Source organism: Anabaena cylindrica UHCC 0172, from assembly GCF_034931625.1.
Taxonomy (GTDB): Bacteria; Cyanobacteriota; Cyanobacteriia; order Cyanobacteriales; family Nostocaceae; genus Anabaena; species Anabaena cylindrica_A.
The window spans coordinates 17,742-33,838 of sequence record NZ_JAYGGY010000009.1 but is presented as its reverse complement, the minus strand read 5'-3'; the positions used below and the strand labels follow the sequence as shown (position 1 = coordinate 33,838).

Here is a 16,097-nt window from a genome sequence, read left to right as displayed (position 1 = left end):
TTCCCTATCACCTGTCACCTAAAAAGTAAAGGTAGTACGGATTAGCCCTACTGTTGTAGTCTCATTGCTGCTGTTTCCTTCAGGGTTAAACAGGACAAACGCACCAGGGGTAATACTCACATGATCATTGACGCGAAAACGGTAATAACCTTCTAAATGGTAAGGAGTTGCTCTGGTTGCTTGTGGAACTGACTCACTGCTATAAAGAGGTTGTCCAAAAAGCAAACCTGCATTATTGCCTTGTTTGAGCAAATCATTAAAATGCAAACCAACCATCCAACTTGTAAAAGTTGTGGAAGCATCAACAACAGGAGAATCTACAAACATTGCTGCACCGTAGCCAGATAAAGCCACTTTTGGTGAAAATCGCCAGGTTAAAGTCCCACCAACAGAGTTCATACTTACAGGTGTTCCTAGAGAGACACCAGGTAAAGCACCAATGTCATTACTAATTAAACCTGTACCTAAAATATTGATATCGTGATAACTATGGGCGTAGTTTAATCCCATATCTATAGATTTGGTGGGTTTAAAAGTCAATTGCGTAGAAATTACGCTACTACCACTAAATAAACCCGCACCCAAAGGCGTTGCAGATACCCCTGGTAGTGCCTCCGCAGCAGCTTCTTGAGGAAGATTGGCATTCACACTACCATATAAAGCTCTTAAATCAAGCTGTGGGGAAAAACTATAAATAAAACCTGCCGCAGATGCTAAACCAGAGCCGGAAGTACCACCAGAAACGCGGAGAACAGGATTTAAATTACCAAAACGGGAAATAGATTCTTGTCCCTCTCCATAAAAGGGAGTAATAGCAGGAAAAGCATCAGAAACTTCTGCCGCAGTCCCCGCAAATAAGGTTAATTTCTCAGCTACTGGGAAAATGTACAGCAGTTTATAGAGTTCTAGTGAGTTAGCACCAACGGAACTTAAAGTTTTTACGTCAAGACCGGGAAATTGGGGTTCAAAGCTAGTTCTCGCACTACTAGAACTCAGGGCTGATGATAATCCCAAACTATCCTGGAGACTACCAGCACTAAATACACCACCCTGGAAATTATGAGCTTGTAACCCGGTAATGAGTAAGTCCTTACCTGTAAAGCTGGTAGTAAGGTTTAAGCGGACTCTATTCGTGAGGATGATATTAGGGTTATCTTTGCCAGGAGCGCCTCCTGTAGCACCAATAGCCGCAATAATAGCTTCACCACTCAATTTAGTTGTTGTGGAAAATCTATTAGCCTCTAGTTCCGCTGTCCGAGTTTCTAAGGCATCAACTCTACCTCTAAGTGTTGCCAGTTCGACTGAAAATTCTTCTTGCAGTTTTTGGATAGTCGCTAAATCTTGTTTTGTTACTGCGTCTGCTGTAGCAGTGGCAATTAATTCATTCACTCTATCTAAACAAGCATTTAAACCAGCTGCAAATTCATAACGAGTCATAGCACGATTACCCCGGAATGTACCGTTGGGATAACCTGCAATGCAACCATATCGCTCGACTAAAGATTGTAATGCGCCAAAAGCCCAATCTGTCGGCTGTACGTCTGAAAGTTGGGATACAGATGTAACTTGTTCGATCTCGTTTGATGCAACAGATAAAGATGATGATGTAGTTGCAGAAGACTGGAGACAGGAGATAGAGGGCAGAAGCAGCAAGTTTAAGGAGGAAGATTCGACTCCTTTTGATGATTGTTCGTTACAGAGCGTAGTAGAGTCGTGTATTGATACAGTATTGCTGGATAAATCAGTATTTTGTTTCTGTTGATTGACACTAGGTGAATCCTGTGGTGGGCTGTCAGCACCTATTGCCTGTAAAGGCGACAATCCAGAGAGTAAGCATAGTAATCCTACTCTACCAAAATTTATTGAATTTACTTTCATCATCACTCCTCACAATTAAATTTTTCCCGAAAATTTCAGATTAAGAGCTATGATGACCCTAATCTTGCCTATCAAAGCGAGTATGAGTTGGATATCAAAGGTTTTATCCCTACAGGGTTCCTTCCCTAAAATAATAAAATCTAGGGAGTCTGAAGGTGAAATCTTTGGACTAAAAAAAGTATGTTGATGGTTTTCTTCAGAAAATTGATGCTGAAGATCACTTCAATTCTGGACAGTGCAAACACTGAGAACTAAAATTCTTTTTCTAGTAACTGTTAGTTATTATTAAATACTATTTGTATCAAACATATACATTAACTATTATGAGGATCTTTTATACTAAAACTTACGCACAGTTATATTAAATACTACTTGTATCAAAGATGTACATTAACTATTATTAAGATTTTTTATACCAAAATTTACGCACTGATAAATTTACCATTATTGATTGTAAAGGAAATTATATAGGTTACTGTCTAGAGATCAATTGTTACCAAATCTTGATATTTTTGTAATTCTTATCATTAACTCCTATTATCCTCTTTCATTCCACAGAGTTTCCACAGGAGCTTTACCTGTTTTCCACAGATGTTTAACGAGATGATAGGCTCTTGCTAAGTTACTGGGGATTTTATCCTTTCAGCACCAAAAAAGTCGGCAACTGAGATTTTATTGATTTTTGTAACAAAAATTAGGCTCTACTCCTCATTATTCCGTCAATAGTTATTTTCCCCCTGCTACTTTTTAACATTTCGCAGCATTGACAAACCTACCCCCTCTTAGCGCACAATGATTCGGCTTGCATTTTTAGTCTGTTCCACTATTAGCATCAACTTTGTAAATTTACCTGAAATTCTTAGTACAAATGATCTATCTGGTGAAGAATTGGATAAAACTTTCACTGCAAGCAAAATCTCTTGATAAACCTTATACAAGGAAAATATTTAATGAACGCAACAGTTAATCTCTTTACAGAAATTCCCGAAACACTCCATGACTCCCTAAACAACTACTTAGAAACCCATCCTGATTGGGATCAAAACCGAATATTGACAGCAGCATTATCATTATTTTTACTCCAAAATGGAGATACTGATCGCAGCGCTGCACGTATCTACTTAGAAACTTTGTTTCACCAGTGCTAAACAGAAATACTAAAATAAATTTTCCACCCTTTCGCGTTTATGACTAATAGACATAGGAGTGAAAAAGATTATAGAGACGAGAATCCCTACTCATGGAAAGTCTCTATAAGGGTTCTAAAAAATGTAAGAATTCAGGAGTCAGGAGTCAGGAGTCAGGAGTCAGGAGTCAGGAGTCAGGAGTCAGGAGGAAGAAGAATATTTTTCTCTTCTGTTCCCTGCTATATCAAATATTCTGTATCCTGAATCCTTACTAAAAAATGCAGAGCGTGCCGTTAGGCATATAAACCAAAAACCTATTTAAATTTGGTTGATGTCTAAGAAACTCCCAACTTTAGACCAATTTAAAAGGATCTAATCTTCCTAAAACAGCCATATCTTCCGCATCTAATTCTACAGGTATACCACTGCGAATTAGTTCAGAAAAGTCTTCATTTGGAACCATGATTGTCAGTGTATAAAGACGAGTATCACCTGTATTTTTAATTAAATGAGTACCTGTAGGCGGTACTAATAAACTATCTCCAGCTTTAATAGGTACACTTTTGCCATCACAAATGGCGATTCCTTCTCCTTTGAGGATAAAAAACATTTCTAACGCCCATTGATGACGATTTGGTGGTGTTTGTCCACCCACATCAAAGATTTCTACACAACAAGTTAAGGAAGCATTAGCAATTGCCGAATCAAAAATAATTGCTAATCGATTAGATTCATTGGGGTTAATACGGTATGTTTGATAATCTTTGGGAGATTTGATAACTGGAATTACACAACTAGTAGTATACATAATATTTGGAGATGGGTAATGGGTAATGGGTAATTACAAATTATTTATCGCTGTCACAATTGCGGAGGAATCTGTTACAAAACCAAAGCATTGTTTAATGTTGTACAAGGTAGCCAGCCAGCAATATTCAGGTGATGTTGTAGCAGTGCAATCTTGGATTAGAATGCAGTCATATCCTAAAAAGTTGGCATCACACAGAGTTGTTAATACACATTGATCAGCGTTGACACCAGTAAAAAATATTGTCGTTATTCCCAAGTTTCGCAGAATACTATCTAAAGGCGTATCCCAAAAACCACTCATGCGATATTTATTAACACAAATATCATCTGGTTGCTGTTCTAGTTCTTCTAATACGGCTGCTGCCCAACTACCTTCTAAAAGTACTTTAGCACCATTGCTGGGGAGTGGATCACCCAATCCTATACCGTCACCTGTGGGATTATAGACGTGTAGTAAAGCAGAACTTATATTCAGTAAATCAGGGCGATTTCCCCAGTTTAGCCAAATTACAGGTATGTCGGCAGCGCGTAATTCTGGTAATAATTTTTGTAATGGTTGAATGGGTTGACGTGCAGGGGTGACATCTACACCAATATGCGCTAACCAACCATCAGGATGACAGAAATCATTTTGCATATCAATGACAATAATGGCAGCTTTTGCCAAGTCAAGGCGCAAGGTTTTGGTTTCTGTTGATAAGGTGACGGGTTGTGGTTTTTTTTGAGGACGAGTAATATCTGCAAAAGTCTGATTCACCCTCCAAGCATTTGGTGCAACGCCTAATGTCCGCATTGGTAGATTCATAAATGTCTATATCTCAATATTGTTTTTTCCTTTGTAACTTGAAATCTGTTTGATATAAGACTTACGCATTTTAACGAAACATTGGGGTTTGAGATTGCTTCCTTACGTCGCAATGACAGTATTTGAGGTAGGTTTTGCGTAAGTCCTGTGATAGTTAAATTAGTTAATCAAGGTTAAAATCATGAACTTTACGATTAAAAATGCTGTAATTGCTGTTGCAGATGGGTACGCAACTATAGATGTGCAAGTAGTCAATGGTATTATCACCGCTATTGACTCCAATTTAGATGTGATTGGTACAAGAATTAACGGTGAAAATAAACTGTTACTGTCTGGTTTTTTTAATGCCCATACCCATTCTTCCGAAATGTGGCAACGGGGGGTAATTCCACCTTTACCGTTAGAGTTATGGTTAGCACATTTATATGAGTTTGCTCCTTTAGATACGGAACAGGTTTATCTCAGCGCCTTGGGAACCGCTGTAGAAACTTTATTTTCTGGGGGAACGAGTGTTGTAGATCATTTGGTGTTAATTCCTGGTCAAGAGTTAGAAACTATCACTACAGCAGTTCGTGCTTACCAAGAAGTAGGAATTCGGGCTTTTATTGCGCCTTTGATTCAAGATGAATCTCTTAGTGCTGGAATACCTTCAGGGAATTCAAACCAAACTCATGAACCTTATTTTCGTTCTACTGCGGAAACTTTGGCAATTATTGAAGACGCAGTGAGACTGTTTCATCGTCCAGAAGAAGGAATAAATATTTTAGTTGCACCGACAGGGATACAATTGTGCAGTGATGCTTTATTTATGGGATGTATTCAGTTAAGTAATCGTTACAATATTTGTCGTCACTCGCATTTACTAGAAACTAAAGCTCAGGAAAAACTTGCTCAAGAAAAACATGGTTGTAGTGCGGTTGAACATTTACAACGTATTGGCTATTTGAGTCATCTGACAACTCTAGCTCATTGTGTTTGGTTAACGGATGCTGATATTAATATTCTTGCCGCAACTCAAGCTACAGTTGTTCACAATCCTTTAAGTAATCTGCGTTTAGGTAGTGGTATTGCGCCGATTTTAAAATATCGTCAAGCTGGGGTAAATATAAGTTTTGGTTGTGATGGTGCTTCTAGTAATGATTCTCAGGATTTGTTAGAAGCTATTAAAATTGGTTCTATTTTGCATAATGTTACCGATATAGATTATCAACACTGGATTACACCCCGTGAAGCTGTAGAAATGGCCTCTTTAGGTGGTGCAAAAGGATTGAATAGAGATGATAAATTGGGTTCTTTAACTGTTGGGAAAATAGCTGATTTTGTTCTTTATGATTTAAAGAATTTATCCTTACTTCCTCGGACTGATCCAATTGGGCTATTAGTTTTAGGTCGTCCTAGTAATGTTGTTGATAGTGCTTGGGTGAATGGTCAGCAAATTATTGCTGATGGTAAATTCACCACTATTAATGTTGATGAGTTGCGGCAAGAATTATTTAACCGTAGTCAATGGGAAAAAACTCGCTTGTCTAAGAGTGTAGCAGAAATGGAGACTCATTATCGTCAGGTGATGGGTTTGTAAAACGCAGAGGTACGCTGAGGTTGGCGCGGAGGTACGCAGAGAGTTTTTTGTCAGTTTTTCTCTTGGAGTAACGCATTACTGCATGATTGCCTTCATGTTGCTAAATTAACAGTGGATGTTAATCTATCTGTAGGGAAAAATGGTATCTACTTCTGCAACATTTCCAGATATCCAAAATCATTGGGCGCGTCCGTTTATTGAGGCTTTGGCGCAACGTCGGATTTTAAATGGCTATCCTAATGGGACTTTTCGTCCAGATAATTCTGTGACTCGTGCTGAGTTTGCGGCGATTATTGGGGCGGTATTTACTCAATCGGTTAAACGGGATTATGTGCCTTTTGTGGATGTTCCTGAAAATCACTGGGCTATCAATGCTATTAAGAAGGTATATGAAACGGGTTTTTTGGTGGGGTATCCCAATAGGCGTTTTGGTCTGAATGAAAGGATTTCTAGGGGTGATGTTTTGGTGGCTATGGTGAATGGGTTGGAAATTGCTGCTAAGGTAGAGCCTGACCTGGTGAATGGATTACCACAAATCTATCAAGATGCAGCTGCTATTCCTAACTATGGTATAAATCAAATTGCGATCGCATCTCGTGTCGGTTGGGTGGCTAGTTATCCCAATATCAAATTACTTAACCCTAAAATAGCTGCAACTCGTGCAGATGTTGCGGTCATGGTCTATCAAGCTTTGGTATATCAGGGGAAAGCCGAAAAAATTGCTTCAGATTATATTGTGACAGTTCCCGCTGATTTTGTCCCCACGCCTCCCCCTGCAAATGCAGTTAAAGTCAGTCATAGCCGCGAGTTCCGGGGTGCTTGGGTAACAACTGTATGGAATAGTGATTGGCCTTCCAAAACCGGACTTTCTGTAGACCAGCAAAAAGCCGAATTACTGGGAATTATCAAAAAGCTACAATCTCTCAATTTTAATGCCCTAGTTTTGCAGGTAAGACCAGAGGGAGATGCTTTATATGCTTCTGGGTTAGAACCTTGGAGTGCATGGATTACGGGAACTCAGGGAAAAGCACCAGAACCATTTTATGATCCATTGGAATATGCGATCGCAGAATGTCATAAACGCAATATTGAACTTCATGCTTGGTTCAACCCCTACCGCGCTAAAACCACCACCAAAAGCGGGTCTAATGTCCATCCCCACATAGCCATAACTAACCCCGAAGTCGTTTATCAATGGGGAAATCAATTATGGATGGACCCCGGCGCGAAAATCGTTCAAGATAGAGCCTACAATGTCATTATTGATGTTGTCAGCCGCTACGACTTAGATGGTATTCATCTAGATGACTATTTTTATCCCTATCCCATATCCGGTCAAACTTTCCCCGATAACAAAACCTACGCAGCCTATAAATCAAGCGGTGGGACACTTAACCTAGAAGATTGGCGGCGAGAAAACGTCAATCAAATGGTATTACGTCTATCCCAAGGAATTAAAAAAACCAAATCTCACGTTAAATTTGGGATTAGTCCCTTTGGTATTTATCGCCCTGGACAACCAGCAGGTATTGTTGGCTTAGATGCTTATGGTGTCCTGTATGCCGATTCTAAAAAATGGTTACAGCAAGGTTGGATAGATTATATTGCGCCTCAACTTTATTGGCGTACTGACCAAACAAAACAGAGTTATCAAGAATTACTCAACTGGTGGACAGAAACTAATACCAAACAACGACACATTTACACTGGCAACAATATCGGACAATTGGACGGTAAAGCTTGGAAAAATACAGAAATTGAAAAGCAGATTCAGATTTCTCGCAATTTAGCAAGTAAGCTTTCACTAGGCAATATCTTTTTCAGCATGAGTTCTATCTCTGAAAATCGCCAAGGTATCGCTGATCAATTTCAAAGTTCTTATTATTCCAAACCAGCAATAGTCCCCACTATGTCATGGCAAAATGCAATAGCACCACCTCCCCCCAAAGAACTAAAATTCGTCAATGGTAAACTCAATTGGGAAGCCAGCGATAACCAACCCGTGCGTTCTTGGGTGCTATATCGTCAAAGTGGTGATAGTTGGATAATTCAAAGAATTTTATCTACTGGTACTAATTTCGCCACTGTCCCACCCGGAACCTATGCCGTATCTGCGGTAGATAGGTTAGGAAATGAGAGTGCAGGTGTGACGATTTCTGTCTAGTTGAGAAGCGGTAAATTTAATTTAATTTTTGGTAACTTCGTGGAATCTCCCTGATGATACGGAGTTTTTGCTTATTTACATTTTTCTCTTGTGTTTTAAAAGTATATATGCTACCTTGGATAAGGCTTAGTTAAGGACGGTTAGCTCAGTTGGTTAGAGTACATCGTTGACATCGATGGGGTCGTTGGTTCGAATCCAATACCGTCCATATTTTTTGTACAGTGACTAATTTCTGTCATCAGAGTGTTTGGTATACTTCTGCATGATTATCCACTTAACTAGGACAGATAGCCACAACAACCCCTGAAACTGCGGAGTTTGACAAGCAAGCGTCACTAGAGGCACTTTGTCAGGGTCTGCTATTTCTCTCTGGTGCGATCGCTGTGCATTAACAATTCAGGGATAATCTCAACAGTTTTAGCAATGTTGCAAAAGATTGTTAGTTTATGTTTACTTTACAGAAAGTATAGAATGGCTAAATCAAGTTATTAATTATGTGAAACAAGCAGGGCTTTCCTAATTATTTATTTCAATTTAGATTCTTAAGACCTGCCCTGGGTTTGAGCTTCTATAGAAGCTAGAATATTTTGCACTTCAGCATATACTAGGGCTGATTGAGTTGTGTCTTCTAAACGAACAACCACTGCATAAGAAACAGGACTAGGATTTTCTCGACCCCACTTTTCGTATGCCGCTATAGCCAGCGTGTAAAAATTATTACTGTGTTCTTGACGATGAATCTTCCACTCAAAAATATCATGTTGCACTGTGCCTCTAGAACGTAGAGTTAAGCCGATGTTAAAACTTAGCTCTTTAGGTTTAGCTAAATCACCTTCATTGTTATCTTGATCATCTTCTAGAGACATTGCGTTCCGAATATCTTCACGCTCCACATCTCCCCTAAACATACGCCACTTTAATGTTGTTCCTAAATATCTTTCTAATCCCCAACGTTGTACTTCAGGAGCATGAACTACAGTCACTGTCAAACGCTTAGTACCTTTGTCTGCTTCTGCCAAGCAAGCAGGTACAGGAATATCAAAGTAAGCAACATTGTTAGGAATTATTTCTCCTTGAAAAAAAAGAATAGCTGAATATGGGTCACAATAGGTAGCTCGATAATGATCTGGCATACCATAACCAACAATATTTAGCCAGTGTTTAGACTGAATACTATCCATTTCGCTACGGAAATGCTCAAAATTTGGATCTTCAGAATATGATGCAGAATTTACTATAAATGCTTTAAGCAGTGGTGCAGAGATGTAGTCTAAACCAAGAGCTTGGAGATCACTGAATATTTGTGCTAATTTATGAACTACACGAGGAGTAGCAAAGCTAGTTCCTGAATTGTGAGCTATTGCTGGAGTAATTTGATTACTTGCCATCACTATATTAGTACCTAAATTGGTACGAATAAAATTATTTTCATCAATCAAATAGTTACCACCTAGTTCAACAAGTTCAGGTTTTATCTCTTTACCAATTCCTGGACCGCAACGAGTAAAAGGAGATGGTTGTCTTTGTTCAGCAATTGCCATTGCAGTTGCTACATTACCTGCGGCTAAAGTTGTAGCAGCTAAAGAGCCAACTGTGAGTGATAAAGCAGATTGAGCAGGATCAAGAATACTTGCTTCTTCATCAACAAAGTATTTTGGGTAAGTTATTCCATCTTGCCAGTAATATCGGATTTCATTTGTAAAAATATTTCCTGCACTAATAACGAAAACTATATCTTTTTCCCTGGAAAGTCTATCAATAGTTCTCGCTATCCAAGACCGCCGAGGAACTGTTCTTTTAGCTTCTGCATTCCATTTTCTATTAATTATACCAACTGATAGATTAAATATTCTTACTCCTAATGGAACAAATGTTTCTACAACTTCAATTAGTATTTTTGAAAAAAGGCGTTCATCTTCTAGTAAATTGTCACGATCAAGAACCCTAGCACTTGCAATCCAAACTTTTCCTTCATTATCAGATCCAGGATAACCATTTAGAGCATAATAAGAAGCTAAAGATGCCACTCCAGAACCATGTCCATGTTCATCATAAGGATTGTCAGGAGCAGAATTTAAGAATGAGTGAAGAAGATTCTCTCGTACTATTGGCTGGAGAAATGGATTGCCAGGAGTAACACCTGAATCAACAATACAGACAATTGGAGCATTGTCTGGTGGACTGATAAATTGTCCTAAGCTTTGAATATTGAAATTGTGATAAGTTTGAATAAAAGTCTCGAACTCTGGACGAGCATCAAACCAAAATATTTTTGTTTGCCATTTTTCATCTTCTACTAATTGTTGAAATATTCTTCCATCACACCGAATAACAGCACGGCAAGTTCCTTTTATCTCTTCATGTTCAAAAATATTGCCATAATTAGGAGATTGTCTAAGCAATCTTTCTAACTCAGAACGAATTTCTTGAAGTTCATCTCTTTGTTGATTTTTACCTTTTTGTAAAGACATCATTTCTATTTCACAAATAATCCATTCTTGCTGGATTAATTCATCATATTGCTCGAAAAATACTTGGCATAAACGGTCTTTAGGTTCTCCTTGCTGTATTTGATTAATAGCAGCCAAGTATTCGTTAGGAGCTTGACCTTTATTCAATTCTCCTGTACCAAAATCTTCAACTTTTTTTAGTAAATTATCAAGCTTATCTATTTCGGGAATTATTGCTAAAGTTAAGTTTTCTGTTGGCTCTGCGACAGGCTTTAATCCAATAAGTTTAACAGGTCTTTGATGCTTAATTTTTACAAAAACTGACTTTCGCTCTTCATCTGGCATTTCTCTAAGCAAGTTTGCCAAAGGCTCAATTTGATTTTTTAAAATGTAAGCTATTTCTTGACGACGCGCTAATACTTCTGGAGGTAGAGTGGGAAGACGACGACTTTTTTCAGAACGACGTTTAACTATTTCAGGTTGACCCAAAGAAAAAATAGGAAAATCATTATTCATTAACTACTACCTCAAGTTTAGACTTCGCAGCACTTGTAGCCTTTTTATAAGCTCTGATTTGTTCCAATATGTCACTACTTTGTAGACTGTCTCTACCTTCAAGAATCATAGTCTTAATACCTTCAACTGTTACAGTTTTAATTTCAGCATATGAAAACGAACTCATATTTTTTGATAAATTTGCAAGTGAACCATCAAAATTAACTCCATTAAGGAGCGTTTTCAAATATAATTCTCGTTCTGTTTTATCTGGTATAGAAAAGTGAATAATGTCATCAAAGCGTCGCCAAAGTGCAGGATCAAGGAGGTACTGATGGTTACTAGCAGCAATAATAACACTTTCACTAGACCGAAATGTATCCATAGCCTGCAATAGACTATTTACTACCCGTTTTAGCTCACCTACGTCGTTTGGATCATCACGATTTTTACCAACTGCGTCAACCTCATCTAACAACAAAACCATAGGTGTATTGTTTGCAAGGTTAAAAACACGCTGAAGGTGAGATGCTGTATCACCTACGAAACTAGAAATCACAGCACTCAGTTGTAGCACTCCTACAGGTAAACCAAGCTCATAAGCTAAATAATTGGCTGTAAAAGTCTTTCCACACCCAGGAGAACCCCAAAATAAAAGTTTGGTTTTTGGTGTATAACCATATCTAGCCAGCAGTTTGCGCTTGCGATGTTCGTCTAATACTCGTTGTATTTTTACCTGAGTCTCTTGACTTAAAATAATTTTTGTTGTATCCACTGAACTTTCATGAAGAGTAATGAGTTCTTCACCATTACGCCTATCTTTGGGAAGTAGTGTAAATGAATTACTAGAGTTTTTAGTCAATTCTCTATATGGACCCAGAGCCTTTTTTAAATCGGTAGCAAAAGAATGATGGTTAGCTGCCAGTTCTTCAGCTATTAACGCTTCTGCCGCCTGATAGAAGGCTGCATCATTGCGATTGCGAAAAGCTTGGAAAAGCTTTTTCAGTTGTTCTGTCGCTACCATCATAATAATATAAGCTCATATTTTATATTTTTGAATAAGTCTCTTTGCTAAAAGAATAATCACCTCAAATCATCTGTACTTCTTGGATCATATACTCAGTTATATTGACTTTGATTAATTCCTATAAGACTCCGGTTTGATTACTGAGAATTATTAAAAGTAAAAGACCTATCAAGTTAGGATTTCAGTCTCAATAGGGTTGCAAAATTCAAGTCAGATTCCTACAGTAGGAAATGATAGAGAAGCTAACAATCCTTAATTGTATCAGTATTTTCGTACTATTACAACCCTGGGTAAAGCTCTAGTGTGTTAATTCTGAATCCCTTATCCCATAAGACTTCATGCACAAAATGTGTCGCCCTATTTTTATGAGAAAGTCCCTGAAACAGATGTTTTCGGTATAAACTACGGTAACACCAATAATTTTCTGGACAATCCCTCCAAAAATACACAGAATTAACATACTAGTAAAGCTCTAATCCCTTGTTCCATTCAGATAAATGATTAGCACGTCTAAAACGACCTAGAAAATGGTTTAGGCTTGATGCTGTACACTGACGAATTATCCGACAACCTTGGTTTTCGATTCTATCTTTTGCAATATCTGAGATTGCATTAACTTATACTGTTGCTTTAACAGCTTTTTGCTGACTTGAGGTCGAGAAGAAGATGGTAGTTGCTGACTTTGTTGAAGCCAAGTCGTCAACTTTTGGCATTGTAGTGGAGAAATGCTACTCCTAATAACGTTAATACATTTATGGGATGGTTCGAGAGTGAAGAGAATCAAAGGGTAAGATTTATTTGCTGCTAATGCTGATACCATCTGGAGATTCTGAGAATTTTGCATATCTAGGTAACAGGGCAACCACTTAGGGTCTAGCTCCCGATTGTAAAGTACTGTTAACCACAGCAGCATCGGGTGGGGAGAGGTGATAAAGATAAACTGGTTGTGGGGGTTAGTATGGGCGTGATTTTTAATTTCCTGTTCAGGTAACATTAGCCACAAAGCAGCTACAGATCCTTTAGCAGTATCTATCATTTGAGGAAAAACAATTTCCTGAATGGGTTTATTTTCAGGCCAAACAAGACGCTCATAGGGATTGGTGATTTTTCCGGGAGATTTAGAAACTAAGGAACGATGAGAAGTGGATGTATGAGTTAAACTTGTACTTGCTCTTTGTTGACTAGATTTTTCTACATCACTCAATATCTGCAAAATTTGGGCTATATTTTGAGGACGGTTTTCCGGTTTCTTGGCAAGACAAGTCATAATTAAATCATTTAACTGCTGAGGTACTTGAACATAGGGATTTACATCAGCGATCGCTCTTGGTTTCTCAAAACGATGCGCTTTATACCAAGCGCCAAAATAGTTAGTTTCTGGCTGCCAAGGTTTTTGTCCTGTCAGCATCTCAAACATCATCACACCCAAGCTATAAATATCAGAACGGCCATCTAATTCTTCCCCATCTAATTGTTCTGGTGAACAGTAAGGTAAAGTCCCATGAAATCCTTTAGTGTGAATTGCAGTTGAAGAATTTAAAAATTTTGCAATCCCAAAGTCTAAAATTTTGACTAATTGCCCCAATATTGGATCAGGAATCACAATTATATTAGCTGGCTTAATATCTCTGTGAACTAGTTGATAATTGATGCCATCAATTTTAGTTCCTTGATGAGCGCACTGTAAGCCTAAACAAATCTGGCGTAATAAGGTAAAAAATATTGGCAAAGATATGGGAATTAATTCCTTCAAAATTTTGCCAGATAGATATTCCATTACGTAAAATGGCTTACCACTTTGACTGACACCGTAATCATAAGCCCGCACAATATGTATACTTTTTTGACTCAATGCAGCACTCAAAAGAGCTTCCCGGTTAAAGCTGGCTTGAATTTTTGGGTTAACTACAGTCTGGGATAAAAATTTTATAGCAACTGGTGTGCCTCCTAGCAAAATATCGTGTGCTAAAAAAACTTCACCCATGCCACCTTTACCGATTAACTGCTTAAGTTGATAACGGTTGACAAGCAACTCCTGATTTTCTGGAGACGCAAATGGCCTGGTGTTCACTTTAATAACCTCTTAGTTAAAATAGGGTAAATAAATTGTTATTTAATAGTTGCAATTGGCAGATATATAATTAAGATTTAAATAATTCTAAAAATTTATATAGCCAATATTTGAAAAAGAATGCAGAATTTTTAGAATTCGTCATACTTAGCTTTTTGCTAACTTCTTCTTTGATTTTTTCATACTCAATTTTTAACAAATTCTTGGCTTGTTGGGGAGAGATAACTGTATCCAAAGTTTGATTTAAATTTATAACATCAGTCAGATATTGCCGCTGTTTAGCTGTCAGAAATAAAGTTATAACATTAGCACAGTTATTAGGGTCTTCACGAGCAAAAAATAGTAGATGATAATAGCCAATATCTGTTAAGCTACGCAATATTTTTTCTTCTTTAGAATTTTTTATATCTAAGTAATAAGATAGCCATCTCAGCAGAGAATATGATTCATCATGGAGCATTGTCAACCACAATACCATGGGATACTCATTCATTTTACTGATAAAGTCAATAGTATAGGTTTTTTCTTTAAATTTCAGAATTTCTGCTTGAGGTAACATAGTCCAAAAAGTTGGTATATTACCTTGTGGAGTAGCTAAAAGATGTGGGAAACAAATTAATGCAACTGGTTTATTCTTGGGCCACTGTTTTTGCCAACATATTTCTTCAGAGAATGATGTGAAAGGTACTAGACTTAAATCTTTAGAAGATACAAGACTATTATTAAGTTGTGCCTTAATTTTAGCTAAACTTTCTAATATTTTACTAGCACTATCGGGTCTATCATTCACATCTTTTGCTAAACAATGCATGACTAATTGCTGCAATTCTTGGGGAATTTTTACATTGGGATTAACTTCTTCAAATTTAGGTGGTGCTTGGATACAATGAAGTTTGCACCAAGTACTGAAAGAGTGACTTTTTGTATGAAATGGATGTTTACCTGTCAACATTTCATACATCACAACACCCAAACTATAAATATCAGAGCGCACATCCAATATTTTGTATCCTTGCATATGTTCTGGAGATGAGTAAGGTAAACTACCTATAAATGATTCAGTCATTGTCATCCCACCTGTTTCACTTAGAAATTTGGCAATACCAAAGTCAAGAATTTTGACTATTTCTAGTTTGTTGTCATAGTTATGAATGAATATATTTTCTGGTTTAATATCTCTATGAATAATCGGATAAATTTTACCTTGGAGGGTGACACCTTGGTGAGCGCAATGTAATCCTAAACAAATTTGTTGACAGATTTCTATAAATTTTGAGGTATTTAAACTTCCAATTTTAAGAATCTGTTTGATGGTTCTTCCTTGCAGATATTCCATAACATAAAATGGCACTCTTTCATTAGTAATGCCATAAGTCAATACACGGCTAATATGTGGACTTTTTTTACCTAATTGAGAGCCAATAAAAATTTCTCGTCCAAAACGGTCTGCTAACTCCTGGTTGACTATATTTAAGGAGAGCATTTTAACTGCAACTAACATACAGCCTTTGGTAACATCTTCGGCTAGATAAACTCTACCCATTCCCCCTTTACCAAGTAAGTCTCTAATTAAATAACGATTGTTTAATAATTTGCCAATGTAGATGTCTGACGGTGTTTTGTATTCATTCATATCCTGGCTATTATGTTACGCACAAAATAATATGGGTATTTACTACAGGATAGTTTAT

10 protein-coding genes and 1 tRNA gene are annotated in these 16,097 nt (G+C 37.5%); 4 read left to right on the top strand and 7 right to left on the bottom strand.

Going from position 1 to position 16,097, the window contains the following annotated elements:
* Positions 1-18: 18 nt before the first annotated feature.
* A complete protein-coding gene (locus tag VB713_RS04260) occupies positions 19-1,878 on the bottom strand; it encodes an iron uptake porin (RefSeq protein WP_416242409.1) in 1,860 nt (619 codons plus the stop codon).
* A gap of 950 nt (positions 1,879-2,828) precedes the next feature.
* Here VB713_RS04260 and VB713_RS04255 point away from each other — a divergent pair.
* Positions 2,829-3,026, top strand: a complete 198-nt coding sequence (locus VB713_RS04255; RefSeq protein ID WP_323310338.1) for a DUF2811 domain-containing protein — start codon at positions 2,829-2,831, stop codon at positions 3,024-3,026.
* A gap of 331 nt (positions 3,027-3,357) precedes the next feature.
* Here VB713_RS04255 and VB713_RS04250 read toward each other — a convergent pair whose 3' ends face one another.
* Positions 3,358-3,813, bottom strand: a complete 456-nt coding sequence (locus VB713_RS04250; protein ID WP_323310337.1) for a cupin domain-containing protein — start codon at positions 3,811-3,813, stop codon at positions 3,358-3,360.
* A 33-nt stretch (positions 3,814-3,846) separates the two neighbouring features.
* Positions 3,847-4,620: a cysteine hydrolase gene (locus VB713_RS04245; protein WP_323310336.1), complete on the bottom strand. Its 774-nt coding sequence runs from the start codon at positions 4,618-4,620 to the stop codon at positions 3,847-3,849.
* Between the two features lie 181 nt (positions 4,621-4,801).
* On the opposite strand from VB713_RS04245, the gene VB713_RS04240 reads away from it, so the two are divergent.
* From VB713_RS04240 to VB713_RS04230, 3 genes are all read left to right on the top strand, one after another.
* The gene (locus VB713_RS04240; protein ID WP_323310335.1) at positions 4,802-6,199 is read left to right on the top strand and encodes an amidohydrolase; all 1,398 of its coding nucleotides are present in this window, start codon (positions 4,802-4,804) and stop codon (positions 6,197-6,199) included.
* 139 nt (positions 6,200-6,338) lie between these two features.
* Positions 6,339-8,363, top strand: a complete 2,025-nt coding sequence (locus tag VB713_RS04235) for a glycoside hydrolase family 10 protein (RefSeq protein WP_323310334.1) — start codon at positions 6,339-6,341, stop codon at positions 8,361-8,363.
* Between the two features lie 134 nt (positions 8,364-8,497).
* A tRNA-Val gene (locus tag VB713_RS04230) sits at positions 8,498-8,571 on the top strand.
* 334 nt (positions 8,572-8,905) lie between these two features.
* Here the strand turns inward: VB713_RS04230 and VB713_RS04225 are convergent.
* The 4 genes from VB713_RS04225 to VB713_RS04210 form a co-directional block, all read right to left on the bottom strand.
* Positions 8,906-11,329, bottom strand: coding sequence for a S8 family peptidase (locus VB713_RS04225; RefSeq protein WP_323310333.1), 2,424 nt, complete (start codon positions 11,327-11,329; stop codon positions 8,906-8,908).
* Complete coding sequence (locus VB713_RS04220; protein ID WP_323310332.1) at positions 11,322-12,332, bottom strand: ATP-binding protein; 1,011 nt, start codon at positions 12,330-12,332, stop codon at positions 11,322-11,324. Before VB713_RS04220 ends, VB713_RS04225 begins: the two co-directional genes overlap by 8 nt.
* Positions 12,333-12,894: 562 nt before the next feature.
* Positions 12,895-14,406 (bottom strand): serine/threonine protein kinase, encoded by a 1,512-nt coding sequence (locus VB713_RS04215; protein WP_323310331.1) that lies wholly within the window; start codon positions 14,404-14,406, stop codon positions 12,895-12,897.
* 70 nt (positions 14,407-14,476) lie between these two features.
* A complete protein-coding gene (locus VB713_RS04210; RefSeq protein WP_323310330.1) occupies positions 14,477-16,039 on the bottom strand; it encodes a serine/threonine-protein kinase in 1,563 nt (520 codons plus the stop codon).
* Positions 16,040-16,097 lie beyond the last annotated feature (58 nt).